This window comes from Streptomyces sp. 3330 (assembly GCF_031456635.1).
Classification (GTDB): Bacteria; Actinomycetota; Actinomycetes; order Streptomycetales; family Streptomycetaceae; genus Streptomyces.
In genome coordinates this window covers 1-25,875 of record NZ_JAVDVA010000012.1, presented here as the reverse complement: position 1 = coordinate 25,875, position 25,875 = coordinate 1, and the positions used below count along the sequence as shown (strand labels likewise).

General features: G+C 73.2%; 14 protein-coding genes. 9 read left to right on the top strand and 5 right to left on the bottom strand.

The window, feature by feature from the left end; translation table 11 throughout:
* The first annotated feature begins 39 nt into the window (after positions 1–39).
* The 7 genes from J2X68_RS20800 (at position 40) to J2X68_RS20770 (ending at position 12,465) form a co-directional block, all read left to right on the top strand.
* A complete protein-coding gene (locus J2X68_RS20800; RefSeq protein WP_310434046.1) occupies positions 40–1,893 on the top strand; it encodes an ABC transporter ATP-binding protein in 1,854 nt (617 codons plus the stop codon).
* Positions 1,890–3,746 (top strand): ABC transporter ATP-binding protein, encoded by a 1,857-nt coding sequence (locus tag J2X68_RS20795; RefSeq protein WP_310434045.1) that lies wholly within the window; start codon positions 1,890–1,892, stop codon positions 3,744–3,746. Before J2X68_RS20800 ends, J2X68_RS20795 begins: the two co-directional genes overlap by 4 nt.
* Positions 3,747–3,785: 39 nt before the next feature.
* Complete coding sequence (locus J2X68_RS20790) at positions 3,786–5,684, top strand: ABC transporter ATP-binding protein (RefSeq protein WP_310434044.1); 1,899 nt, start codon at positions 3,786–3,788, stop codon at positions 5,682–5,684.
* Entirely contained in the window at positions 5,681–7,453 is a 1,773-nt protein-coding gene (locus J2X68_RS20785; protein ID WP_310434043.1) for an ABC transporter ATP-binding protein, read from the top strand. The genes J2X68_RS20790 and J2X68_RS20785 overlap by 4 nt, the downstream gene beginning before the upstream one ends.
* A 386-nt stretch (positions 7,454–7,839) precedes the next feature.
* Positions 7,840–9,891, top strand: a complete 2,052-nt coding sequence (locus tag J2X68_RS20780; RefSeq protein ID WP_399040419.1) for a M4 family metallopeptidase — start codon at positions 7,840–7,842, stop codon at positions 9,889–9,891.
* A gap of 319 nt (positions 9,892–10,210) precedes the next feature.
* A complete protein-coding gene (locus J2X68_RS20775; RefSeq protein WP_310434041.1) occupies positions 10,211–11,875 on the top strand; it encodes a M4 family metallopeptidase in 1,665 nt (554 codons plus the stop codon).
* Positions 11,876–11,946: 71 nt separating this feature from the next.
* Positions 11,947–12,465, top strand: coding sequence for a DUF1990 domain-containing protein (locus tag J2X68_RS20770; protein ID WP_310434040.1), 519 nt, complete (start codon positions 11,947–11,949; stop codon positions 12,463–12,465).
* A 792-nt stretch (positions 12,466–13,257) separates the two neighbouring features.
* On the opposite strand, the gene J2X68_RS20765 is transcribed toward J2X68_RS20770, so the two are convergent.
* The 5 genes from J2X68_RS20765 to J2X68_RS20745 all read right to left on the bottom strand — a co-directional run bounded on the left by J2X68_RS20765 (position 13,258) and on the right by J2X68_RS20745 (position 21,888).
* Positions 13,258–14,568 carry a DUF2201 family putative metallopeptidase gene (locus J2X68_RS20765; protein WP_310434039.1) on the bottom strand — a complete coding sequence of 437 codons (1,311 nt, stop codon included), beginning with the start codon at positions 14,566–14,568 and terminating at the stop codon, positions 13,258–13,260.
* A gap of 248 nt (positions 14,569–14,816) precedes the next feature.
* Positions 14,817–16,103: a MoxR family ATPase gene (locus J2X68_RS20760; RefSeq protein WP_310434038.1), complete on the bottom strand. Its 1,287-nt coding sequence runs from the start codon at positions 16,101–16,103 to the stop codon at positions 14,817–14,819.
* 67 nt (positions 16,104–16,170) lie between these two features.
* Positions 16,171–17,637, bottom strand: a complete 1,467-nt coding sequence (locus J2X68_RS20755; protein ID WP_310434037.1) for a hypothetical protein — start codon at positions 17,635–17,637, stop codon at positions 16,171–16,173.
* 219 nt (positions 17,638–17,856) lie between these two features.
* Complete coding sequence (locus tag J2X68_RS20750; protein WP_399040416.1) at positions 17,857–18,879, bottom strand: hypothetical protein; 1,023 nt, start codon at positions 18,877–18,879, stop codon at positions 17,857–17,859.
* A 384-nt stretch (positions 18,880–19,263) separates the two neighbouring features.
* On the bottom strand, positions 19,264–21,888 hold the full coding sequence (locus tag J2X68_RS20745) for a glycosyltransferase family 1 protein (protein ID WP_310434035.1): 2,625 nt from the start codon (positions 21,886–21,888) through the stop codon (positions 19,264–19,266).
* Positions 21,889–22,176: 288 nt separating this feature from the next.
* On the opposite strand from J2X68_RS20745, the gene J2X68_RS20740 reads away from it, so the two are divergent.
* Together J2X68_RS20740 and J2X68_RS20735 are read left to right on the top strand one after the other, a co-directional pair.
* On the top strand, positions 22,177–23,388 hold the full coding sequence (locus J2X68_RS20740; RefSeq protein ID WP_310434034.1) for a S8 family peptidase: 1,212 nt from the start codon (positions 22,177–22,179) through the stop codon (positions 23,386–23,388).
* Positions 23,389–23,579: 191 nt separating this feature from the next.
* On the top strand, positions 23,580–25,763 hold the full coding sequence (locus J2X68_RS20735) for an alpha-1,4-glucan--maltose-1-phosphate maltosyltransferase (protein WP_310434033.1): 2,184 nt from the start codon (positions 23,580–23,582) through the stop codon (positions 25,761–25,763).
* The last annotated feature ends 112 nt before the right edge of the window (positions 25,764–25,875 follow it).

The window sequence follows — 25,875 nt, the reverse complement described above, 5'->3', positions numbered from 1 at the left end:
CGGTGGGCGTCGCCGGTGCCGGTCCGTAGGCTCGCGGTGATGCCCAGAACACCTGCAACCGCTTCCCAGGACCGCTCCGCCGTACGCTCCCTGCTGCGTCTGTGGCCGTACGTCCGCCCCGTGCGGACACGGCTGTTCGCGGCCGCCTTCGTCGCCGTGCTCGCCTCCTGTACGGGGCTGGTCATCCCGCTCGTCCTGAAGTGGATGGTGGACGGTCCCGTGGCCGGCCGGGACACGTCCGGGGTCTGGCTGGGCGCGCTCTGCCTGCTGCTGCTCGGGCTCGCGGAGGCGCTGCTGTTCGGGCTGCGGCGCTGGCTGGTGGCGCGTCCGCTGTCGCATGTCGAGGCGGAGATGCGGGCGGATCTCTACGGGCGGCTCCAGCGGCTGCCGGTGGCCTTCCACGACCGGTGGGCCTCGGGGCAGTTGCTGTCCCGGGCGACCTCCGACCTGGGACTGCTGCGCATGTTCCTCGCCTTCCCACTGACGTTCCTGCTGGTCAACTCGGTGACGATCCTCCTCGGGGTGGTCATCATGCTGCTCCAGGACTGGACGCTCGGGCTGGTCATCCTCGGGCCGGCCGTCCCCGTCGTCGTGATGTGCGTGTACTTCGAGAACCGGTACGCCGACGTGGCGCGGCGCGCCCAGGACCAGGCCGGGGACCTGACGACGGTGGTCGAGGAGAGCGTCCTCGGGATCAGGATCATCAAGGGCTTCGGGCAGCACCGGAGCCAGGCGCGGGCCTTCCGTGCACTGTCGTCGAAGCTGCGCGGCACGGAGCTGCACAAGGCACGGCTGCTGGCCACGATCTGGGCCGTCATCGTGACGCTCCCGGAGGTGGCGATCGGCGCGGCCCTGGTGCTCGGTTCGGTGCAGGTGGCGGACGGCGAGCTGTCCGCGGGCACCCTGGTCGCCTTCCTGTCCACGGCGCTCGCGCTGCGCTGGCCGGTGGACTCGATCGGGTTCCTGCTGGCGATGAGCCAGGAGGCGGCGACGGCGACGGAGCGCTACTTCGAGGTGATGGACGAGGCGCCCGAGGAGCCCGGCGGCCGCGAGGGGCGGACCGTCACGTCCGAGGGCGGTCTCCGGTTCCACGGCGTCACCTTCCGCTATCCCGACGCCGCCCCCGGCTCCCCGCCCACCCTCGACGGCGTCGACCTGCACATCCGGCCGGGCGAGTCCATGGCGCTGGTCGGCGCGACCGGCAGCGGGAAGACCACGCTCACGGCGCTCGTCCCCCGGCTGCACGAGGTGACCGCAGGCCGCATCACGCTGGACGGCGAGGACATCACCGCGATGTCCCGCGAGGAGCTGCGCTCGCGGGTCGCCGTCGCCTTCGAGGAGCCGACGCTGTTCTCCGCGAGCGTCGGGGAGAACGTGCTCATGGGCGCCACGGACGGGGCGGGCGCCGCCGAGCTGGAGCGGGCGCTGGGCGTGGCGCAGGCGGACTTCGCGCACGCCCTGCCGCAGGGCGTCGGGACCCGGGTCGGGGAGCAGGGGCTCAGTCTGTCCGGCGGGCAGCGCCAGCGCCTCGCACTGGCCAGAGCGGTCGTCGGACAGCCCGGGTTCCTCGTCCTGGACGACCCGCTGTCCGCGCTGGACGTGCACACCGAGGCCGCCGTCGAGGCGGCGCTGCGGCAGGTCCTCGCCGACACCACCGCGCTGATCGTGGCGCACCGGCCGTCCACCGTGCTCCTCGCCGACCGCGTCGCCCTGCTGTCCGGCGGGCGGGTCACCGCCGTGGGCACCCACCACGAACTGCTGCGCAGCAGCGCCGAGTACGCCCACCTCATGTCCGGAGAGCCGACCGGAGAGCTGTTCGGAGAGCCGACGGCAACGCCGTCCGGGACACCGTCCGCAGCCCGCTCCGGGGAACAGGAGGCCGACCGCCGATGACCGCCCCCACCACCGCTTCCCCCGTCACCGACGACGACCCCGGGATCCCGAAGCGGGCCGCCGACGACCCCTTCGACAAGGACGTCCTGCCCACCCCGCCCGGCGCCACGGGCGCGCTGCTGCGTTCCCTGCTGGGGCCCATGCGGGCGCGGGTCGCCCTCACCTCGCTCCTGCTGCTGCTCCAGCAGGCGGCCGTGCAGGCCGGCCCGCTGCTGGTGGCGTACGCCATCGACCGCGCCGTGCCGGCCTTCCGGGCCGACGACCGCGGGCCGCTGATCGCGGTGGGCGTCGGCTACCTGCTGTGCGCGCTGGTCTCCGGCGGACTGCAGTACGCGTTCCTGATCGCCTCCGCGCGCGTCAACCAGGACGCGCTGCTCGATCTGCGCGGCCGGATCTTCCGGCACGCGCAGGCGCTCAGCCTCGACTTCCACGAGCGCTACACGTCGGGCCGGCTGATCTCCCGTTCGACCACGGACGTGGAGTCGCTGCGCGAACTCCTCAGCGAGGGTCTCCAGGAACTCGTGACGGTGATCCTCTCCTTCCTCTACATCTCGGCGATGCTGCTCTGGCTCGACCTGGGGCTCGGCGCCGTCGCCGTGGCCTCCTTCGTGCCGCTGTACCTCCTCGTCAGGATCTACCAGCGGCGCGCCGGGGAGGTGTTCCGGGCCCGCTCCACCGCGATCGCGACCGTGATCGTGAAGTTCGTCGAGACGATGAACGGCATCCGGCCGGTGCGCGCGTTCCGCCGCGAGGCCGTCAACGACGCCGACTTCCGCGTCCTGAACCGGCGGCACGAACGGTTCAACGGCAACGCGCTCCTGGAGATGGCCCGGTACGTCGTCGGATCACGGCTGGTCGCCAACACGGCGGTCGCGGTGATCGTGCTGTGGGGCGCCACCCGGGTGGCCGACGGTTCGCTCGAACTGGGGGTGCTCGCGGCGGCGGTGCTGTACCTGCGGCGGCTGTACGACCCGATCGACCGGCTCGCCATGTTCCTCAACTCCTACCAGTCGGCGGCCGCCTCGCTGGAGAAGATCGCGGGGCTGCTCGCGCAGACGCCGTCCGTGCCCGAGCCGTCGGCGCCGCGGGAACTCCCCGCGCGGGAGGGCGGACTGCCCGGCCGGGAGGTCGTCTTCGAGCGGGTCTCGTTCGGCTACCGCACGGGAGGTGAGATCCTCCCCCGCTTCGACCTGACCCTGCCCGCGGGACAGACCGTCGCGGTGGTCGGCTCCACCGGGGCGGGCAAGTCCACGCTGGCGAAGCTGCTCGCCAGGTTCTACGACCCGTCCGACGGGCGGGTGCTGCTGGACGGGGTCGACCTGCGCGAGCTGGCCGTGCCCGAACTGCGGCGCGGGGTGGTCATGGTGACGCAGGAGGCGTTCCTGTTCTCCGGCACGGTCGCCGAGAACATCGCCATCGGGCGGCCGGACGCGAGCCGGGAGGACATCGAGCGGGCGGCGAAGGCGATCGGCGCGCACGAGTTCATCAGCGCCCTGCCCGACGGCTACGACACGGACGTCCGCAAGCGGGGTGGCCGCATCTCCGCCGGACAGCGGCAACTCGTCGCTTTCGCACGGGCGTTGCTGGCCGACCCGGCGGTGCTGATCCTCGACGAGGCGACCAGCTCGCTGGACATCCCGGGCGAGCGGGCCGTGCAGGCGGCGATGGCGACGGTGCTGAAGGGCCGTACGGCGGTCGTGATCGCGCACCGGCTGTCGACCGTGGAGATCGCCGACCGGGTCCTGGTCATGGAGCACGGCCGGATCGTCGAGGACGGCAGCCCGGCCGGGCTGATCGCGGGCACCGGCCGGTTCGCGGACCTGCACCGGGCCTGGCGGGACAGTCTGGCGTGAGCGTCCAGAGGGGATCACGGGGGCCGGAAGGACGAGCGGATGATCGACGCGTACGAGGATCCCGGCACGCCGGACCGCCGCGGCGGCTGGGCGTACCTGGCGTGGCTGGTGCGCTGCCAGCCGGGGCGGGCGCTGGCCGGGGCGGTGCTGGCCAGCGTCTGGATGGTGCTGATGGCGGTGGCGCCGTACCTGCTGTCGAAGGCGGTGGACGACGGCCTCGAACCCGGTGACACGACGGCGCTGGCCGGCTGGACGGCGGCCCTGTTCGCGGTGGGCGCGTTCAACGCCTGGGTGAGCGTCATGCGGCACCGCACGATGACCCGGGTGCGCATGGACGCGTACGTCCGCACCACGAAGGTGGTCGTCGGGCACACGGTCCGGCTCGGCGCCGCGCTGCCGCGCCGGGCGGGGGCCGCGGAGGTCGTCACCATCGGGGTGAGCGACGTGCACACGATCGCGGGCGCGCTGACGGTGATCGGGCCGGGCGTCGGCTCGGTCGTCGTCTACGTCTTCGTCGCCGGGCTGCTGCTGTCGGTGTCGTCTCTGCTGGCGGCGGTCGTGCTGCTGGGGATGCCGGTGGTCGCGGTGCTGGTCGGGCCCCTGATGGCGCGGTTGCAGGGCACGGAGACCGAGTACCGGGAGCGGCAGGGCGTGCTCACCGCGCGGATCGGCGATCTCGCGGGCGGGCTGCGGGTGCTCAACGGGCTCGGTGGCAAGGAGCTGTTCGCCGCCTCCTTCGACCGTGACTCGCAGCGGCTGCGGGCGCAGGGCTACCGGGTCGGCGCGGTCACCAGCTGGATGCAGGCGCTCGGGGTGGGCCTGCCGACGCTGTTCCTCGCCGTGGTCACCTGGCTGGCGGCCCGGCTGGCCGCCCAGGGGCACATGACGGTCGGTGAGTTGGTGTCGGTGTACGGCTATGTCGCGGTCCTGATCGGTCCGGTGGCGTTCCTCGTCGACATGGGCTACCAGCTCAGCCGGGGTGTGGTGGCCGCCCGGCGCGTCGTACGGCTGCTGCGGCTGGAGCCGGATCCGGACACCGGAACCGGCCCGGGCGCGGGGCCCGGTGCAGCCGACGCGCCCGTCGAACCGTCGGTGCTGCACGACCCCGTCTCGGGGGTGCGGGTGGCGCCGGGCCGGCTGACCGCGCTGGTCGGCGCGCGGCACACGGAGGTGACCGCCGTCGTGGACCGGCTCGGCCGGTACGGTCCCACGGACGCCACCTGGGGCGGGGTGCGGCTGGACGCCGTCCCGCTGGACCAGGTCAGGGAGCGGATCCTGGTCGCCGACAACGAGGCCGACCTGTTCGCCGGGAGTCTGCGCGAGGTGGTGGGCGGACGGCGTGAGCCCTCCTCCGCGGACGTCGGACGGGCGCTGCGGGCGGCCGCGGCCGACGACATCGTGCAGGGCCTGCCGGAGGGGATCGAGTCATCCGTGACCGCGCAGGGCCGCAGCCTGTCCGGAGGTCAGCGGCAACGGGTCCGGCTGGTGCGGGCGTTGCTCGCCGATCCCGGGATCCTGCTGGCCGTCGAGCCGACGTCGGCGCTCGACGCGCACACCGAGGCTGCGGTCGCCCGGCGCCTGCGCGCGGCACGGACCGGCCGGACCACGGTGGTGACCACCACCTCCCCCCTGCTCCTCGCCCAGGCGGACACCGTCCAGTACCTGGTCGACGGCAAGGTGGCGGCGACCGGCCACCACCACGAGCTGCTGGACCGGGAGCCGGGATACCGGGCCCTGGTGGCACGGGACACCGACGACGCCGACGACGCCCCCTGCGGCGTCGCCGCGGACCCGGCTTCGGCCGGCGGCACGGACACCGAGACGGAGACGCAGACGCAGACAGAACCGCAGACGGAGACGGCCAAGAGCACGGACAGGAGCACGGGAGCCGCCGCTGCCGCCGGTACCGGGGCCGACGCCGGGGAGGCCGTGCGATGACGGCGGTCGACGAGAGCCGGGGACGGTTGCCGGTGGCCGAGCCCGGTGACGTGCGCCGGGCTGCGGTCCGGCTGCTGCGGGCCGACCGGCGGGCCTTCACCGGCGCCCTCGCCCTGAACGTGCTCGCCGCCGCGGCCGGTCTGGCCGGTCCGTGGCTGCTGGGCCGGATCATCGACGAGGTGCGGGCCGGGCACGGCACCGGGGCCGTGGACCGGCTGGCGGCGGCCCTCCTGGCCTGCGCGCTCGCGCAGCTGCTGCTGGCCCGCTGGGCCCGGTACGCGGGGCACCGCTTCGGCGAGCGGACGCTGGCGCGGGTGCGGGAGGAGTTCGTCGGGCGGGCGCTCGCGCTGCCCGCGTCGGTCGTGGAGCGGGCCGGCGCCGGCGATCTGACCACACGCGGCACCGCCGACGTGGCGGCGGTGGGCACGACCCTGCGCGACGCCGGCCCCGAGCTGCTGGTCTGCACGGTGCAGGCGGTGTTCACACTCGGCGCGGTGTTCGTGATCGACCCGCTGCTCGGGGCGATCGGGGTACTGGGGCTGACCCCGATCTGGTGCGCGCTGCGCTGGTATCTGCGGCGGGCGCGCGCGGCCTACCTCGCCGAGGGCGCGGCCACCTCCGAGGTCGCCGAGATCGTCGCCGCCACCGCGTCCGGGGCCCGCACGGTCGAGGCGTTCCGGCTCCGGGAGCGGCGGACGGCTGCGAGCCGGGACGCGCTGGAGATCTCCCGCCGCACCCGCTTCCGCACCCTCTACCTGCGGTCGGTGTTCTTCCCGGTGATCGAGGTGTCGTACTCGCTGCCGGTGGCCGGCGTGCTGCTGCTGGGCGGCGCGCTGCACGCGCGGGGCGCGGTGAGTCTGGGCGCGGTGGTGGCGGCCGCGCTGTATCTGCGGCAGTTCACCGAACCGCTCGACCAGATCCTGATGCGCGTCGAACAACTCCAGAGCAGCGGCGCCTCGTTCGCCCGGGTGGAGGGCCTGGCCAGGGCACCGCGCGCCGAGCCGGACGCCGGGGCGCCCGTTCCGGCGCACGACCGGATCGACGTGACGGGCGTGCGGTACGCCTACGAGCGCGGCGGCGAGGTGCTGCGCGGGGTCGACCTGACGGTGCGGCCCGGGGAGCGGCTCGCGGTCGTCGGCCCGTCGGGCGCGGGCAAGACCACGCTGAGCAGGCTGCTCGCGGGCGTGGACGCGCCGAGCGCGGGCACGGTGACGGTCGGCGGGGTGCCGGTCGCGGAGCTGGCTCCCGAGACGCTGCGCCGGCAGGTCGTGCTGGTCACCCAGGAGCACCACGTCTTCCTCGGCACGGTCCGCGACAACCTCCTGATCGCCGAACCGGCGGCGGACGACGACCGGTTGTGGGAGGCGCTGGCGGCGGTCGGCGCCGCCGACTGGGTCCGGGAGCTGCCGGGCGGCCTCGACGCCGCGGTCGGCGCGGGCGGCGCCCGCACGGACGGCTCGCAGGCCCAGCAGCTCGCCCTGGCCCGGGTGGTGCTGGCCGATCCGCACACGCTGATCCTGGACGAGGCGACGGCGCTGCTGGATCCGGCGACCGCCCGGCACACCGAGCGGGCACTGGCCGCGGTGCTCCGGGGGCGGACCGTCATCGCCATCGCCCACCGCCTGCACACCGCGCACGACGCGGACCGGGTCGCCGTGATGGAGAACGGCCGTCTCACCGAACTCGGCACGCACGAGGCGCTGGTGACGGCGGGCGGGGCCTACGCGGCACTCTGGCGCACCTGGCACGGCGATCCCGCCGGTTCCTGACCCGCCGTTCGGGGGGCGGACCGTCATGTCGGGCGGATCGCCGGGTCCGGGGGCGGCGGACCGCCGTGTCGGGCGGCCGGACGCGCATGCCCGGTGGGCGGATCGGCGTGCCCGTGGACCGACGGACATGTCCGGTGGGCCACTCGACCGCATATCGAACATGAACTACCGGACAACGAACTGTTTCCGGCCAACTTCCTGACGCGCTCCTGACAGATAGCGCAATCCACTGCCACTCTTCCCTCTGCTGGTTCACAGCAACCCCACAGCTAAGCCCGCTCCACGTTCCGCCTTTGTTCTGCGTACCGCCTTTGTCGTGCCCGCACGGCTCACCCGCCGTCGGGTCTCCCCTGGCCGCGTGACCCGTGGCCGCGCAGAAGGAGTCAGTGTTGAGCAGCAGTCCCTCTCGCAGACGCACCCCCCACAGCACCTCCCGTCGTGCCGCGGCCGTCGCCCTCGTCGGCGTCTCCGCGCTCATCGCCGCCGCCGTGCAGTCCGGGGCCGCGACCGCCGCCCCGGCGAAGGCGCCGCAGGCGGCCGGTCAGGCCGCCCCGGGCGCCGAGTCGGTGCGCCTCACCCCCGCCCAGCGCGCCGCGCTGATACGCGACGCGGACGCCGGCAAGGCGGCCACCGCCAAGGAGCTGGGCCTCGGCGCCAAGGAGGCGCTCGTCGTCCGTGACGTCGTCAAGGACGCCGACGGCACCCTGCACACCCGCTACGAGCGCACCTACGGCGGACTGCCGGTGCTCGGCGGCGACCTGGTCGTCGAGACCGCCGCGTCCGGCGCCACCGAGGCCGTCACCAAGGCCACCCGGGCGGCCATCAAGGTCGCCTCGCTCTCGCCCGTCGTCAGCGCGGCCAAGGCGCAGAAGCAGGCGCTGAGCCTCGCCACGGCGGCCGGCGCCGAGCAGGCGGACACCGACCGTGCCCCGCGCAAGGTGATCTGGGCGGCGAACGGCACCCCGGTCCTGGCGTACGAGACGGTCGTCGGCGGGCTCCAGGAGGACGGGACCCCGAACGAGCTGCACGTCGTCACCGACGCCACCACCGGTGCGAAGCTGTACGAGTACCAGGGCATCGAGACCGGCACCGGCAACACGATGTACAGCGGCCAGGTGACCCTCGGCACCACGCAGTCGGGGTCGACGTACAACCTGACCGACGGCGCGCGCGGCGGCCACAAGACGTACAACCTCAACCGGGGCACCTCCGGCACCGGCACGCTCTTCTCGGGCTCCGACGACGTCTGGGGCAACGGCGCCGCGTCGAACCTGGAGACCGCGGGCGCCGACGCGCACTACGGCGCGGCCCTGACCTGGGACTACTACAAGAACGTGCACGGGCGCAGCGGCATCAGGGGCGACGGGGTCGGCGCGTACTCGCGCGTGCACTACGGCAACGCGTACGTGAACGCGTTCTGGTCCGACAGCTGCTTCTGCATGACGTACGGCGACGGCTCGGGCAACACCCACCCGCTGACGTCCATCGACGTGGCCGGGCACGAGATGACGCACGGCGTCACGTCCAACACCGCGGGCCTCAACTACAGCGGTGAGTCCGGCGGCCTCAACGAGGCGACCTCGGACATCTTCGGCACCTCGGTCGAGTTCTACGCACAGAACTCCTCGGACGTCGGTGACTACCTCATCGGCGAGGAGATCGACATCAACGGCGACGGCTCGCCGCTGCGCTACATGGACAAGCCGAGCAAGGACGGCGCGTCGAAGGACAGCTGGTACTCGGGGATCGGATCGGTCGACGTCCACTACTCGTCCGGCCCGGCGAACCACTTCTTCTACCTCCTGTCGGAGGGCAGCGGCACCAAGACCATCAACGGCGTCACCTACAACTCGGCCACCGCGGACGGCCTTCCGGTCACCGGCATCGGCCGCGACAAGGCCGAGAAGATCTGGTTCCGCGCGCTGACGACGAAGTTCACCACGACCACCAACTACGCGGCGGCCCGCACCGGCACGCTGGCGGCGGCCGGTGAGCTGTACGGCACCACCTCCACCGAGTACAAGGCGGTGCAGGACGCGTGGGCCGGTGTCGCGGTCGGCGCCCGTTCCGGCGGCGGGGGCGGCGGTGGCACCTCCTTCGAGAACACCGCCGACGTATCGATTCCGGACAACGGAGCGGCGGTCACCTCCTCGGTCACCGTCTCCGGCCGGACCGGCAACGCGCCCTCGAACCTCGCGGTGGCGGTCGACATCGTCCACACCTACATCGGCGACCTCCAGGTGCAGTTGCTCGCGCCCGACGGCACGGCCTACACGCTGAAGGCGTACGGCACCGGCGGCAGCTCGGACAACATCAACACCACGTACACCGTGAACGCTTCCTCCGAGGTCGCCAACGGTGTCTGGAAGTTGCGGGTCCAGGACAACGCGGCTCAGGACACCGGCTACATCAACAGCTGGAAACTGACCTTCCCGTAGGCCACAGGCCCCGCAGGGGCCGGGCACAGCTGACCGACGGGTCTCGCACAGGACGCCGTCCCGGAGTCTCGACTCCTCCGGGGCGGCGTCCCCTTTTTGCCGTCGCCTTACCTACGCCCTGTTGGCCTTTGACCCCGGTCAAGTCCGTTTACATTCCGGCAATGTTCATCCGGCCGTTCATTTTCAGCCAACATCACTTCGGGGTCATGACATGTACGCGCCTGGATGCCAGTCTTCGTGTCACCCGCCGCACAACTTCACAGCAGTCACGGACAGCCACCCCACGCTGCCCGGGCACCCCCACATCCAAGGAGCTTGTGTGACCTCCCTCTACGCGCGTCACCAGCGCACCACTCTGGCCATCGCCACCGCCGTGGCGGCCGGAGCCCTGGTCACCACCGGCCTCACCGCCGGTACCGCCGCCGCCCAGACCCCGGCGGACGCCGCCGCCGCGACACCCCTCGCCGCCCCCACCGCGCTGGCCCCGGCCGCCCGCACCGCGCTCATCCAGGACAAGCAGGCCGACGCGCCGGAGACCGCGCAGGAGATAGGCCTGGGCGCCAAGGAGAAGCTGGTCGTGCGCGACGTCGTGAAGGACGCGGACGGCACGGTCCACACGCGTTACGAGCGGACCTACGCGGGTCTGCCGGTCCTCGGCGGCGACCTGGTCGTCCACGAGTCGGCCGCCGGGGTGAACAAGGGCGTCACCAAGGCGACGAACACCACCATCAAGGTCGCCTCGCTGACCCCCGTCGTCACCGCCGCCAAGGCCGAGAAGCAGGCCCTGACCCTCGCCAAGGACGCCGGCTCCGCCAGCACCGAGGCCAGCGACGCACCCCGCAAGGTGATCTGGGCCGGCAACGGCAGCAAGCCGGTCCTCGCCTACGAGACGGTCGTCGGCGGGCTCCAGGACGACGGCACCCCGAACGAGCTGCACGTCATCACCGACGCGGCCACCGGCAAGAAGCTGTACGAGTACCAGGGCATCGAGACCGGCACCGGCAAGAGCCTCTACTCGGGCACGGTGACCCTCGGCACGACCCTCTCGGGCTCGACGTACCAGCTGTACGACACCACGCGCGGCGGCCACAAGACGTACAACAAGGCGCACGCCACGTCCTCCTCGGCGGGCACGCTGTTCACCGACGCGGACGACACGTGGGGCACCGGCGCCGCCTCCAGCTCGACCACGGACCAGACCGCCGCCGTCGACGCCGCCTACGGCGCGCAGGCGACGTGGGACTTCTACAAGTCGACGTTCGGCCGCAGCGGCATCAAGAACAACGGCGTCGCCGCGTACTCCCGCGTCCACTACGGCAACGCGTATGTGAACGCCTTCTGGGACGACAGCTGCTTCTGCATGACGTACGGCGACGGCTCGGGCAACACCCACCCGCTGACCTCGCTGGACGTGGCCGGCCACGAGATGAGCCACGGCGTCACCTCCAACACCGCGGGCCTGAACTACTCGGGCGAGTCCGGCGGCCTCAACGAGGCGACCTCCGACATCTTCGGCACCGCCGTCGAGTTCTACGCGGCGAACAGCTCGGACGTCGGCGACTACCTCATCGGCGAGAAGATCAACATCAACGGCGACGGCACCCCGCTGCGCTACATGGACCAGCCGAGCAAGGACGGCGGCTCGGCCAACTACTGGTCGTCCTCGCTGAAGAACCTGGACGTGCACTACTCGTCCGGCCCGGCGAACCACTTCTTCTTCCTGCTGAGCGAGGGCAGCGGCAGCCGGACCATCAACGGGGTGAGCTACAACTCCCCGACCTACAACAGCTCCACCCTCACCGGCATCGGACGCGCCAAGGCCGTCCAGATCTGGTACAAGGCGCTGACGACCTACATGACCTCGACGACCACCTACTCGGGCGCCCGCACGGCGACCCTGAGCGCGGCGTCGGCGCTGTACGGCTCGACCAGCACCGAGTACAAGGCGGTCGCGGCGGCCTGGACCGCCGTCAACGTCGCCTGATCCAGCAGTAGTTGATGTGAGGCGGTACCCGGGAGGAAGGCATTCCGGGTACCGCCCTACTCTTGGCTCCCATGTCCTCGAAGGCCTTCACGTACGACGAAGTCGGCGCGACCCGCGACCGCCCCGGCCACTGCCCCCCGGGCTTCCGCCCCCTCCATGTCCGCACCCGCCTCGGCGAGGGCCACGACGTCTTCCGCCGGGCCGCCGAAGCGGTCATGACCTGGGAGATGCACCGCGCCCTCGGCGTGGGCATGGACACGACCGCGGAACGGGCGGCCCCGGGCGTCGACGTCACGGTCATCCTGGGCGGCCTCGTCAAAGCCCCCTGCCGCGTGGTCTGGACGGCGGAGGAACACCGCCGGGCCGGCTGGGCGTACGGCACCCTCCCCGGCCACCCCGAATGCGGCGAGGAATCCTTCGTCGTCGACCGCACCGGGGACGGCACGGTCTGGCTGACCGTGTCCGCCTTCAGCCGCGGCGCGAAGTGGTACGCGAAAGCGGGCGGCCCGGCGGTCCGAGGATTCCAGCAGGCGTACGCGCGGCGCTGCGGGACGGTCCTGCGGGAGCTGTCCGGCGGCGACAAGACGTAGCCGTGGGCGCGGCGCCGAACGTCCCGCGGCGCCGGGTCAGGGCCGGGTCACGGCGCCGCACCCTCCCCCCTCTTCCGGCGCGGCCCTCTTCCGGTGCGGCCCGTGTCAGCCCTGCTCAGGCGTGGCGAGAGGCCTGGTCTCGACCGGGTCGCCGGGCTGCCACTCCTCGGAACTCCACTCCGGCGTGGGCGACGGACGCGGAGGCGCGGGCGGCGGGTCGGACCCCCGGTTGGGATTCTGCTCCACGGAACCCGAACCACCCGAGCCAGCCGAACCACCCGAGCCACCTGTCGTGCCGGACCCGCTCGACCTGCCGGAGCCGCCGCCCCCCTGATCCGACGACTCCTTCGCGGCCCGAGGAGCCGAGCTCTTCGACGGCGAGGGAGCGGCCGACCGGGTCACCGGGCGACTCGGCGCGGGGCTCGGCGACGCGTCCGCGCCCGCCGGACTCACCGACGCGGACACGGCGCTCACGGGCGAACGCTCCCCGTCCGCCGGCTCGTCGGCACCGGCGCCTCCACCGGCCGCGCATCCCACCAGACACAGGCCGGCCAGCACGACGACGGCCCCCAGGGCAGCCGCCTCACGAGAGCGCGGGCCGACCCTCCCGGGTCTCCCTCCGCCCACTCGCCTCATTCTGTTCTTCCCCTGCACGGAAGCCCCCCGCTCGAACGATCACGCTGGGGCAAGTACTAAAGGATCTCCGAACGGAAGCACAAGATCTCCCCACAGCTCGTTCATATGAAGTGAACATGATCACGTGACAATTCCGCTCGCACCGCCCTCGGCCGGTCACCCGATCTCCACCACCCGGGCCCAGGCCGGAGGCGTGTCCGGTACGTAGTCGGGGTCGTCCTCGTCGTACGACGACGGGCCCCGGGGGAACAGGCCCACGACCGTGCGGCAGGGCGGACGGGTGCTCGGCCAGGGGGTCTGACCGTCGGTCAGGGCGACGATGACGTCGGGCCGGGGCCGCGCGCGCAGCGCCTTGGTGAAGCCCGCGCGCAGGTCCGTGCCGCCCCCGCCCATCAGGGGAATGCCCTCGCCCCGGCACAGCGGGTGCACGACACGGGCCGCCGCGTCGCACGGCACCACGGTGACGAGATCGCGCCGGCCGCCCACGGCTGAGGAGATCGCGGCGACCTCCAGGATCGCGCTGCCCAGTTCGGCGTCGCTGACCGATCCGGAGGTGTCGATGACCACGCTCACCCGGGGCGGTCTGCGGCGCAGGCTCGGCAGGACCGCGCCCGGGACGCTCGCCGAGCGGCGGGACGGACGGCCGTAGGAGTAGTCCTCCCCCGCGCCCGGGGCCGAGGCCGCCGAGCGGACCGCCGCGCCCAGCAACTGCCGCCACGGCTGCGGCGGATGGAAGGCCTCGTCCGCCCACCGCCGCCACCCCGCCGGGGCGGTCCCGCGGCGGCCGGCGATGCCCTGTGCCACGCGGAACCGGACGCCGTCCTTCTCCTGTTCGCTCAGGCCGTGCGCGCCGTCCGGGCCGAGGTCCCACTCCCGTTCCCGTCCGTCGGCGCCGCTGCCGCAGTCCAGCCAGACCAGGTTCTGGGTGTGCGGACCGAGCCGGAACTGACGCAGGTAGTCCTCCATCAGCTCGCCCGGCGGCAGCCCGAGGGAACCCGGCGTGACGGCGCCCTCGGGCTGGACCAGCCCGTCCCCGAAGGCGTCGTCGTTGATCTCGCAGTCGGCGGCGATGTTCATCCGCAGCCGCTCCCCCGCGCCGGTCAGTCCCCGTTCCCGGGCGACCCGTTCACTGCGCCCGTGGTGGTCGCGCAGCAGGTGCGACACCTCGTGCACCCACACCCCGGCCAGGTCCTCCACCGGCATGCGGTCCACGAACGCCGGTGAGACGTAACACCGCCAGTGCCGGTCCACGGCCATCGTCGGCACCCATCGCGACTCCACGGGGTGCAGGGCGAAGAGGGCCGTCGCCAGGTAGGGCCGGGCCCGGGCGGCCTGCAGCCGGGCGGCGAAGAGCTTGTCCAGGTCCAGGGGCCTCGCCGCCGCGGCGGCCGGTGACCGGGCGGCGACGCCCTGCGGATCGTCGGGACCCTGCGGATCGACCGACCCCTGCGGATCGTCGGGGCTCATCGACCCACCGGGCCCCGCCGGATCGGCGCGCTTCGTCGGCTCGGCGGAACTCGCCGGGTCTGCGGGGCCCGTCGGGGCGGCGGGGATCACCGGGTCGGCGGGGCTCGTCGGGGCGGCGGGGATCACCGGCCGCTGCGGCCTCACCGGACCGTCGGGCCTCACCGGACCGTCGGGCCTCACCGGACCGTCGGGCCTCACCGGACCGACAGGGCTCGCAGGCCCCGCGGGCCTGCTCGGGTCGGCGGGCCTCATCGGCTCGCCTTCGCCGTGGCCGTGGTCCGCGCCGTCGCGCGGTCCGCCGCCCGGTCGGCCCGCCGGGACAGGGTCACCACTCCGGCCAGCTTCTCGATCGACTCCGGTACGTCCCAGTCCTCCTGGCGCAGCGAGGCGAGCGTCGTCGCGGGGACGACCACCAGGTCCGGGGCGCCGGTCTCCAGCGCCTTCACGAGGAGTGCCCACGCCGCGTCCCAGCGGGACCGGTCGGGGCGGACGCGGACCGCTGCCACGACGCCGTCCAGCACGGCCTGCCGCAGATCGCCGCGCTCGGGCAGCTCGGCGCCCGCCGGGTCGGCGAGCAGCGTCTCGGGGTCCGGGAGGTCCATCCGGTCCAGGCTCGCCAGCAGTTCCAGTCCAGGACCGTCGCCGACCGTGCCCCGGACCAGCAGGGAGAGTACGTCGCGGGAGGAGCCGGCCGCGGTCGCGAAGGCGATCAGACTCAGGGTCATGTCCCAGCTGCGCGGCGACGGCCAGGCGCCGCCCCGGCGCGCTTCGCTGCTGGGCAGCTGGTGCACCAGCTTGGGGCGGGCGGCGAGCAGTCCGCACACGGCGCGCCGCGCGCGGTCCACGGCCTCCGGCAGCTTCGCGGGATCGAGCCGGGGCAGGGTCGCCCGGGGCCAGGTGCCGCCGAGTCCGCGGACGACGACCTCGTGGTCGTGGGCCCACTGGAGGTGGACGAACCGGTTGGCCAGCGGCGGGCTCAGCTCCCAGCCGTCGGCCGCCGAGCCGCGCGGGTTGGCGGCGGCCACGATCCGCACCCCGGGCGGCAGCGTCAGCGCGCCGACCCGGCGCTCCAGCACGAGCCTGAGCAGGGCCGCCTGCACGGCCGGCGGCGCGGTGGACAACTCGTCGAGGAACAGCAGCCCCTTGCCGGCCTTGACGAGCCGCACCGCCCAGTCCGGTGGAGCCATGGGGACGCCCTGCTCGGCGGGATCGTCCCCGACGACCGGCAGCCCCGAGAAGTCGGACGGCTCGTGCACGCTCGCGATGACAGTGGTCAGCGGAAGGCCTAGGGAGACGGCGAGCTGGGTCAGCGCGGCGGTCTTGCCGATCCCCGGCTCACCCCAGAGCAGCACGGGGAGGTCGGCCGCCACGGCCAGCATCAGGGCTTCCAGTTGGCTGTCGGGGCGCGGTTCGGTGCTGGAGTCGCGCAGCAGGGCCGACAAGGCTGCCGCGACGTCGAGTTGCGAGGAGGGCGAGTCGGGGGCGAACGGGTCGGAGGAGGCGTCGACGAGGGCGGGCGGAGCGCATGTGGGCATGAGAGATCACCTTGGGGAGTCGAAGGGGTCGGCGGGTCCGGGCGGACCGGCGCGGTCGCGAAGGGGTTCAGCGGCCGAGGGTGTGGCGGGGGTGGGACCGGTGGGCGGGACGACGGGACAGCCCGGGCAGCACCCGGCCGGGGCCGGGCCCCGCCAGCCCGGCCCGGAAGAGTCCGTAGGTGATGCGCCGCCGCGCGGCCGCCTCGAGTTCGTCCCGCAGCGGCCCCTCGCGCAGGGTCGCCTCGGGCCCGAGCAGCCCCTCGACGACGGCCAGGGCGCCGTCGACATCGCCGTGGACCAGACGCTCCCGCACGCCGGAGAGGCAGTCGGGACGCTTGTGGGCCTCGTCGATGGCGCGCAGGCAGGGCAGCGGTGTGCCGGTCAGGGCGACCAGCAGTTCCTCGCGCCGGATCTCGTCCGGGCCGTGGTCGAGCGCGGCCAGCACCCCGTCGACCAGCCCGATCCGGTGCCGCTGCCCTCGGCACTCCACGAGGTGCGGCCGTCCGGCCGGGTCGGGGGCCGGGGACGGCGCCTGACCGGCCGGGTGCGGCAGCCGATCCGGCAGCAACGCCGAGGCGACGAGCGGGTGCAGGCGGTCGGCGTCGATCGCCCCGGCCCGGAGCAGCTCCAGGTCGGGCGGCACCCAGGTCGCCGCGTCGGGCAGCACCGGCAGGGCGGTCCCGCCGCCGCGCCGGGACACGGCGGTGACCCGCGCGACGCGAGCCCCGGACGCGACAGACTCCCCGGACGTATCCGGACCGACGCCGGCGCGGGCGCCGAAGCCGAAGCCGACGCCGACGCCGACGCCGAGCACCAGTCGACGCCTGCCTCCGAGCCGCACCAGGACGGCTGAGTCGGACGGGTCGTCCGCGATCACGCCGTCGGCCCGGAGCAGGATCCCGGCCTCGTCCGCCCACCGGTCGACGGCACAGTGCCGCCCGTCGGGCAGGGGGAGGCCGGGGCCGAGCGGGTCGTCGCGCGCACCACCCCCGCCCCGCGTCCGCAGTTCGTCCGCCCGGCGCGCGTCCCAGAGGTGCCGGTGCAGGTCGAACCGGAACCGCCGGCTGGGACGGGGGTGTGGATGCGCGCGGTCACCGTGGGACCCGTCCCACAGCCCGAGGCTGAACCGCTGCCCGGCGTCCGCCCAGGCGGGCGGGGTCCGCACCACCAGGTGCACCGGCCACCGGGTGTCGTCCCGTCGGCCCGCGACGCCGGGATAGCGGGCCAGGGAGACGGTCAGCCCGGGCCGCAGCAGCCCGTCCGGAGCGACCCTGGGCATATGCCATCGCAGCAGGTCGGGCGCCAGGTGCCGCAGATCGGCCCGGAGCCGGGAGACGAACGCGCGACCGTGGGCGCGCGCGACGGCGCGCAGGTCGAGATCGACGTCGATACCCGCGGCGGCACAGGCCCCCGCCCAGTCCCCGGCACGGCGGCGGACGGTCGCGGTCTCGATCATGGAGGCCGGCACGGCGAACTCGCGCACGCGCAGCCAGAGGGAAAGTCGGGAATCCTCGTTCGCGATCTGAGGGAGCATCAGCACTCACCTTGCGCGGACGGGTCCCCCGATCTGTCTACAGAAGAAGTAGTCATCGCGGGGAGCATAGCCCCCGCCCTCCGGTCTGCCCACCGAATATCCGCAGCCGTGTCCGACCGCGGACGTCCGGTGCGCCGGACCCGGCCGGGTCACCCGGCGTTCTCCCCCGCACGTCCGGGGATCGCGCGAGGACCGGCCGGGCGGCCGCGCCCGGGCAGCTCAGGTGCGGGACACCACGCCGCAGCCCACGGGGCGGTTCTCGTCGAGGTTCTGGCTGCGGTCGTACGGGTCCGTGGTCGGCCCGGTGGCAGGCACGCCCGTCGGCTCGGTCGTCGAGAACTCGGGGTGCAGAAAGCCGTCGTAGACGTCGCAGGCGGAGTTGCCGATCTCCTCGTCGTATCGCGTGACGCTGATCTTCCCCGGGGTGACGATGTACTCGGCCGGGTCGGAGAGTTCGACGTCGAGCACGCGGCGGACGATGGTGCGCTCCACCTCGGTCGTGGCGTCCTCGCCGACGCGCACCACCGGGTACACGAAGGTGTAGTCGGCGTGCACGGCGACGGAGGCGTGCCGACCCGCCTCGAACGTCATCCGTCCCCGGGTCTTGACCACGTCACCGACGAGCCGGATCTCGGCGGGGTCGAAGCGGCTGAACATCCACAGCGGGTCGTGGTCCTCGTCCGGCTTGCTCAGCGCGGTGTTCAGCAGCCCGTGCACGTCCGTCTGCAGCGGGTCGATCACCGCGAGCGCGGTCTCGGGACGTCCGCCGGACAGGGTGGCCGGGTCGAGGTTGGCGTCGATCAGGAGCTTCCTGGTCTGTTCCAGCGCCCCTGCCACCTGCGCCTTGGACAGCGACCCGATCGGGGTCGCCTTCGGCAGCACGATGCCGGCCTCGCCGTCGGCCCACTGCAGGGCCGGTGAGCCCGCGAACGGCCGGGCGAGGGTGGGCCGTTCGGGATCCACCGAGTCGGGCGCGGAAGTCGGGGCCGCGGTCTCGGCGGGCAGCGGGGACGGGGCGACGGCGGCTCCCGACCGACCGGTCCCGAAGGGATCGCCGGGCAGCAGCGACGGCCGCATCGCCACGACGGCCAGAGCGACCGCGACGGGCAGACCGAGGAAGACCCACCGCCGGCGCCTGCTCCGGATCGCCCGTTCCTCCCTCTCGAGCAGGGAGGCGGTGGTCCGCCATCCCCCGGGCTTCGCCCCGCGCGCGTCCTGCTCCCGCAGCCGCCCGGCGACCATCCGGGCCCGCGCGGACGGCTCCTTCGGGGCGGAGGAAGAAGTTCCGGCTTCGCTCTCCTGGACGAACTTCGCCCATTCCGCGTCGGATAGGGAGCTGCCGGGCTCGTCAGGCGCCCCGCCTCTGCCTCCCTCCCCCTTCTCGGAACCGGATCTGTGCTCTTCGGACGGTCTCTCGGCCACGCGCTCGTCGGCCTCTCTCTGCGTCGGTCACCGAGCCGCAAATCCTATGTCAGCACTGCTCAGAGAGGGTGACGATGCGATCTCGAACTGTCAGCCCGCCCCACCCGGACGACCGGCGCGCGAGCGACCGCCCCCGGAACCGGAAAACCCGCCCGAGGCGACGGCGGCAGCGCGCCGGCGCCTCGGGCGGGCGGGGAGCGGCGGCTACCTCAGCAGCACGCCCGCCCCCTCCACCGCTTCCTCCGACGGCACCTCCAGCAGGCCCAACTCCGCACCGGAGGCCAGGAGCCGGTGGGCCGGGAGGATACGGACCGTGTAGCCGTAGGGGCCGGTGCGGTCGAGGGCGAGGGGGCCCTCGTAGAGCCAGCGGCCGTCCAGGTCCGGGCCGCCGGACGGCTTCAGCGGGACCGTCGCCGCGTCCGTGATGCGGTCCTCCTCGTCCACCCGGCCCGAGACGGCCTGCACCTCGACGTCGTCGGGGGTGAGGTCGCCGAGGCCGACGCGGACCCGCAGCGCGAGGGTGGTGCCGAGCTCGGCGGTGGTGGTGGCCACCGATGTCTCGACGTGGTCCACCTGCACCGCGTGCCAGGCCGAGCGCACCCGCTGTTTCCACCGGGCGAGTTCGCGCGCGGTGTCCGGACTCATCGTCCGGTGCGCGTGGGCGGCCGGGGTGTAGAGCCGTTCGACGTACTCGCGGACCATGCGTCCCGCCAGCACCTTCGGGCCGAGCAGGGTGAGGGTCTGGCGGACCATCTCGATCCAGCGGTCGGGCAGGCCCGCCTGGCCGCGTTCGTAGAAGCGGGGGGTGATCCGCTGTTCGAGGAGGTCGTAGAGGGCCGCCGCCTCGATGTCGTCGCGGTGGTCGGGGTCGGTGCCGGCGCCGTCGGCGGTGGGGATCGCCCAGCCGAAGTCGGGCTGGAACCACTCGTCCCACCAGCCGTCCAGGACGGAGAGGTTGAGGCAGCCGTTGAGCGCCGCCTTCATGCCGGACGTACCGCAGGCCTCCAGGGGCCGCAGCGGGTTGTTGAGCCAGATGTCGCAGCCCGGGTACAGCTTCTGCGCCATCGCCATGCCGTAGTCGGGCAGGAAGACGAGACGGTGCCGGACGCGGGGGTCGTCGGCGAACCGGACCAGTTCCTGGACCAGCCGTTTGCCGCCGTCGTCCGCCGGGTGCGCCTTGCCCGCGACGACGATCTGGATCGGCCGCTCCGCGTGCAGCAGGAGGTCCATCAGACGGTCGCGGTCCCGCAGCATCAGCGTCAGGCGCTTGTACGAGGGGACCCGGCGCGCGAAGCCGATGGTGAGGACGTCCGGGTCCAGGACCCCGTCGATCCAGCCCAGCTCGGCCGTGCCCGCTCCCCGTTGACGCCAGGAGGCGCGCAGCCGTTCCCGCACCTCGACCACCAGTTGCTCGCGCAGATCGCGGCGCAGCTCCCAGATGTCCTGGTCGGGGATGTCGGCGACGGCGTCCCAGCGGTCGGAGCCGCCGCCGCTCAGGGCGTCCTCGGCCCGCCCGGAGCCGAACTGGCGGGCGCCGAGCCGCAGGACCTCCGGGGCCACCCAGGTCGGGGCGTGCACCCCGTTGGTGACGGAGGTGATGGGCACCTCCTCCGGGTCGAAGCCGGGCCACAGGCCGGAGAACATCTCCCTGCTCACCTGGCCGTGCAGCAGGGACACGCCGTTCGCGCGCTGTGCCAGCCGCAGGCCCATCACGGCCATGTTGAAGAGGTTCGGCTCACCGCCCGGGTAGGTCTCCATGCCCAGCCGCAGGATGCGGTCGACGGGGATGCGCGGGAGTTCGGCCTGGGGGCCGAAGTGGCGGGCCACCAGCTCACGGTCGAAGCGGTCGATGCCGGCGGGCACGGGGGTGTGGGTGGTGAACACCGTGCCGGCCCGGACGGCTTCGAGGGCGGAGTCGAAGTCCAGTCCGGCGTCGGCGAGTTCGGCGATCCGCTCCAGGCCGAGGAAGCCCGCGTGGCCCTCGTTGGTGTGGAAGACCTCGGGCGGGGCGTGGCCGGTCAGCCTGCAGTACGCGCGTACCGCCCGGACACCTCCTATGCCCAGCAGCATCTCCTGGAGCAGCCGGTGCTCGCTGCCCCCGCCGTAGAGCCGGTCGGTCACCCCGCGTTCGCCGAGGTCGTTCTCCTCGACGTCCGAGTCGAGCATCAGCAGCGGCACCCGGCCGACCTGGGCGAGCCACACCCGGGCGTGCAGTTGCTTGCCGGCGGGGAGGGCGAGCGAGATCTGCGCGGGGGTGCCGTCGTCCTCCTTCAGGAGGGTCACCGGCAGCTCGTTGGGGTCGAGGACCGGATAGTGCTCCTGCTGCCAGCCGTCCCGGGAGAGCGACTGGCGGAAGTAGCCGTGCCGGTAGAGCAGCCCGACGCCGATCAGCGGGACGCCCAGGTCGCTGGCCGCCTTCAGGTGGTCGCCGGCCAGGATGCCGAGACCGCCGGAGTACTGGGGCAGCGCGGCCGTGACGCCGAACTCGGGCGAGAAGTAGGCGACGGCGGCGGGCAGTCCCGCGGTGCGGGGCTGCGCCTGGTACCAGCGGTCGCCGGTCAGGTAGTCGTGCAGGTCGTCGGCTGCGGCCCGCAGCCTGCGCAGGAAGCGGCGGTCCCCGGCGAGCTCGGTGAGGCGTGCCGTGCGCACGCCGCCGAGGAGTCTCACCGGATCGCCGTCGGAGACGGCCCAGCGCTCGGGGTCGACGGACTGGAAGAGGTCGCGGGTCTCCGCGTGCCAGGACCAGCGCAGGTTGCGGGCCAGATCGCTGAGTGGCCGGAGGGGTTCGGGGAGGAGGGGTCGGACGGTGAATCGACGGATCGCCTTCACATTCCACCTCGGCGTGCGTGAGGAAGAGACGCACGGCGGTGTGCGTCCACGTCGCCTACGACGGTACCGGCGCCGACGCGGGCCTCGCTGAGGGCTGGCCGCCCGCGGACCCTCGCTTTTCGGCCCATCCCGCGACAACGGGCCGAAACGCTGTTTCGTCCCGGTAGGCCACCTTGTGGCCTTTCGCCCCGCACGAGAGGCTGCCCCGTGGCGTACCCGGCGAAGTCGGACGAGTCGGATCGGCCGGCGGACCCGTCGTGCGCCGGGTCGAGGAGGGGAGCGCGAACCATGGCACGGACGCGAAGGCGGCGTCTGCGCCGGGTGGGGGGCCTGGCCGCGGTCGTCACGACCGTGGTCCTCGCGGCCGTCATCCCGCCCGCGCACGCCGTACCGGAGGGGAAGATACTCGGCGCCGGTCTGCCCGGTTCCGTCGGCGGAAGCTATCTGGTGACGCTGCGGGAGGGCACCGACGCGTCGTCGGGGGCCGGGCGCACGCTCGTCGGCTCGTACGGGGCGACCGTCGGCCGGACCTACGACACGGTCCTCAACGGGTTCGCCGTCGAGGCCGACGAGCGACAGGCCCGGCGCCTCGCGGCCGACCCGCGGGTGGCCTCGGTGGTCCAGGACACCCGGGTGGGCCTGGAGGCGGCGGGGGGCGCGAAGAATCCGCCGTCCTGGGGGCTGGACCGCGTCGACCAGCCGGGCCGGCCGCTGGACGACGGCTACAACTGGCCGAAGTCGGCGGGCGCCGGAGTCACGGTGTACGTGATCGACACCGGCGTCCGGATCACGCACGCGGACTTCGGCGGCCGGGCGGGCGACGGCTGGGACTTCGTCGGAGGTGACCGCGTCGCGGCCGACGGCAACGGCCATGGCACGCATGTCGCCGGCATCGTCGCGGGCGCCCGCTTCGGCGTCGCCAAGAAGGCCCGGGTCGTCGCGGTGCGGGTGCTCGACGACACCGGGGCGGGGACCACCGCGCAGGCCATCGCGGGCATCGACTGGGTCACCCGGCACGCGCACCGGCCCGCGGTCGCCAACCTCAGCCTGGGCGGCGGCTACAGCGCGGCGCTGGACGCGGCGGTCCGCGACTCCATCCGATCCGGCGTCACCTACACGGTCGCGGCGGGCAACCTGGGACGGCCGGCCGCCCTGCACTCACCGGCCGACGTACGGGAGGCCGTGACGGTCGGCGCCACCGACGGCCGGGACGTCAGGGCAGGCTTCTCCGACTACGGTTCGGCCCTCGACCTGTTCGCTCCGGGAGTGTCGATCACCTCCGCCTCGAACCGGAGCGACACCGGCCGGGCGACCCGCTCCGGTACGTCGACGGCGGCGCCGCACGCGGCGGGGGCGGCCGCGCTCCTGCTGGCCGACCACCCGAAAGCCACGCCCGCTCAGGTCGCGCGGGCGTTGGTCACGGCGGCGGCGAACGGCAAGGTTTCCGGCCGGGGACCCGGTTCGCCGGACAAACTGCTCCAGGTCCCCCCGTTCACCTGACGGGGCTCCGCGGCCGGCTCCGTTCCCCTCGAACGGGGCCGGTCTTGTGCGTTGACAAACACACGGGTAGTTAACAACGTGCCGGATTGCTCACCCGAATAGGGTGGAAGGCTCCTCCGGTACTCCCCCGCAGGACCCCCTCCCCACCACATCCATCCGCCTACCCCCCGTTGATGCGGACAGGAGCGGTCATGCCAGCAAGGCACCACCCGTCATCACCCCCGACGCCTCGCACCAAGAACAACAAGAGCGCCAGGAACGGCAAGAACGGCAAGAGCACCGACAGCCCGGCCGACGCCGGGAAGGACACGACCGTCCCGGTGCTCACCCCCGCACCCGACCCGCCGGCCCCGGAGCGATCCTCCCCGGGCGGCGACGCCACCGCCGTCGGGCGCATACCCGTTCTGGACGTCCGCCCGTTCGTCCAGCGGGGCCGCCGGCCCGCCAAGGCGGTCACGGGTGAGACGTTCGAGGTCTCGGCGACCGTGTTCCGGGAAGGACACGACGCCGTCGCCGCCAACGTCGTCCTGCGGGATCCGGACGGCAGGCCCGGCCCCTGGACTCCGATGCGTGAACTCGCCCCGGGCACCGACCGCTGGGGCGCGGACGTCACACCGGACGCGACGGGCCACTGGACGTACACCGTGGAGGCCTGGAGCGACCCGGTCACCACCTGGCGGCACCACGCCCGCATCAAGATCCCCGCGGGGATGGACACCGAGCTGGTCCTCGAAGAGGGCGCGCGCCTGCACGAACGGGCGGCCGACGGAGTGCCGGAGGGCCCCGACCGCGCCGTGGTGCTGACGGCGGCCGAGGCGCTGCGCGACGAGAGCCGCCCGGCGGTCTCCCGGCTGGCGGCGGCGCTGACGCCGGAGGTCGACGCGGTGCTCGGCCGGTATCCGCTGCGGGAGCTGGTCACCGCGTCCGAGCCGCTGCCGTTGCAGGTCGAGCGGGAACGCGCCCTGTACGGCGCCTGGTACGAGTTCTTCCCGCGCTCCGAGGGAACCGCGGACCGCCCGCACGGCACCTTCCGCACCGCCGCGCGCCGGCTGCCCGCGATCGCCGCGATGGGCTTCGACGTCGTCTACCTCCCGCCCATCCACCCCATCGGCACGACCTTCCGCAAGGGCCGCAACAACGCGTTGAACGCCGCGTCGGGCGACGTCGGGGTGCCCTGGGCGATCGGTTCACCGGAGGGCGGCCACGACGCGGTCCACCCGGACCTGGGGACCATCGAGGACTTCGCCTGGTTCGTGGAGCGGGCGGGTGAGCTCGGCCTGGAGATCGCCCTCGACTTCGCCCTCCAGTGCTCCCCCGACCACCCCTGGGTGCAGAAACACCCCGAGTGGTTCCATCACCGGCCGGACGGCACCATCGCCTACGCCGAGAACCCGCCGAAGAAGTACCAGGACATCTACCCGATCGCCTTCGACGCCGATCTGGACGGTCTCGTGGCCGAGACGGTGCGGGTCCTGCGGCACTGGATGTCGTACGGCGTGCGGATCTTCCGGGTCGACAACCCGCACACCAAACCGGTCGTGTTCTGGGAGCGGGTCATCGCGGACATCAACCGCACCGACCCCGACGTGATCTTCCTCGCCGAGGCCTTCACCCGTCCCGCGATGATGCACACGCTGGGCCAGATCGGCTTCCAGCAGTCGTACACGTACTTCACCTGGCGCAACACCAAGCAGGAACTGACGGAGTACCTCACCGAGCTCTCGGGGGACGCCGCCTCCTACATGCGGCCCAATCTCTTCGCCAACACCCCCGACATCCTGCACGCGTATCTCCAGCACGGCGGCAGGCCCGCCTTCGAGATCCGCGCCGTCCTGGCCGCCACCCTCTCGCCGACCTGGGGCGTCTACAGCGGCTACGAACTCTGCGAGAACACCCCCCTGCGCGAGGGCGGCGAGGAGTACCTCGACTCGGAGAAGTACCAGCTCACACCCCGTGACTGGGCGGCCGCCGAGCAGGAGGGGCGCAGCATCGCCCCGCTGCTCACGCGGCTCAACGAGATCCGGCGGGCGCACCCGGCCCTGCACCGGCTCCGCGATCTGCACTTCCATCCCACCGACAAGGAAGCGGTGATCGCCTACTCGAAGAGGAGCTCGAAGAAGAGCGGTTCGAACACGGTTCTGGTGGTCGTCAACCTCGACCCCCACCACACCCAGGAGGCGACGGTGTCGTTGGACATGCCGCAACTCGGCCTGGACTGGCACGAGTCGGTGCCGGTGCGCGACGAGCTCACCGGCGAGACCTACCACTGGGGCAGGGCCAACTACGTGCGCCTCGAACCGGGCACCAGGCCCGCGCACGTACTCACCGTCCTGCGACCGTCCAACCCGCAGATCGGAGGGTCACCCACACCATGATCGTCAACGAGCCCGTTCCGGACACCTTCGAGGACACTCCCGCCAAGGACCGCGACCCCGAGTGGTTCAAACGCGCCGTGTTCTACGAAGTCCTCGTCCGCTCCTTCCAGGA